Raw genomic sequence first — 1,068 nt, forward strand, 5'->3', positions numbered from 1 at the left:
ATTCTAGCATTTTTTTGATTTTTATTAAGGATTTTCTATCAAGCTGGCAGCGACAGCATGTCATCGCAATGTTAGAATGCCACACAAATGATAAACAATTTGAAGCTAAAATCATTATGCCTGAAATCATACTACGCAACCAATCAGCCACTATGCAAGTCAATACAATGGGCGGATATATTGACTCCCTGATTCTAAAAGGACGGGAAGTCTTGTTTCCGAAAACCAGCGTCCACGTGGGCGATGATACAAAATTACGCGGCGGCATGCACGTCTGCTTACCCCAATTCGGACCGGACAGCAAAAATCATCTAGCTCAACATGGTTTCGGCAGAACTTCAGACTGGGAAATCCGCCATCAAAATGAATCGGATATCGGCTTGAAATTAATCAGCACAGAAAAAGGCTATGAACACGTCGAATGGTTGCTTGATTACAGTCTGCCTAACGAAAATGAAGCCATCGCCATCCTAACTGTCTGCAATTACGGCGAATCGCCCGTCCGCACGTCTCCGGGATTCCACCCCTACTTTACCGCCGCAGGTACACAATTTGATTTCAACGGCGCGCCATACGATGCCGACTATATCTCCCATACCGAATTTGTTTCCTCCGACCAGGATGCACACGTTGCATTTAACGGCTTGAAACTGGATATCCGCACCCACAATCTGCCTGTGTATGCCCTCTGGAGCGATAGAAACGGCCAATATACTTGTGCAGAACCAACCGCAGAAGGCAATGCGTTTTTATCCCCTGCAAAAGGCGGACAGTTTGTTTCAGGGCACAGCAAAAAACGTTACGCCATGAAAATCAAACTGATGGCTTAAAATGTTCTGTAAAAGCCCCAAATACTTAAAAACCACCCAAATGGGTGGTTTTCTTATGGCTTACAGGCCATTGTTATTGATTGCATTCGCAATATCGCGTACCGCTGTTACATACATGCGGCTGTGGTTGTATTGCCATACGGTGTAGAAGTTATTCAGGCCCAAATAGTATTCAAATACGCCCGGGCTGGTTTCCAAAGCATACAACACAGCTTTTTCATTATCGGCAACAGCAGCT

The 1,068-nt window shown here is 45.1% G+C and carries 2 protein-coding genes; one reads left to right on the forward strand and one right to left on the reverse strand.

The features are described from left to right. The first annotated feature begins 116 nt into the window (after window positions 1–116). Entirely contained in the window at window positions 117–830 is a 714-nt protein-coding gene (locus ACTHUM_RS15035) for an aldose epimerase family protein (protein ID WP_070461503.1), read from the forward strand. Window positions 831–890: 60 nt separating this feature from the next. On the opposite strand, the gene ACTHUM_RS15040 is transcribed toward ACTHUM_RS15035, so the two are convergent. Continuing rightward, window positions 891–1,068, reverse strand: a 178-nt coding sequence (locus tag ACTHUM_RS15040) for a lytic murein transglycosylase (RefSeq protein ID WP_440403296.1), incomplete at its 5' end; no start/stop codon positions are given.

The organism is Neisseria sp. P0021.S006 (assembly GCF_051956895.1).

Excerpts from the sequence above, each read along its gene's own strand:
- ACTHUM_RS15035 (WP_070461503.1), top strand. The coding sequence starts at position 117 with ATGCCTGAAATCATACTACGCAACCAATCAGCCACTATGCAAGTCAAT.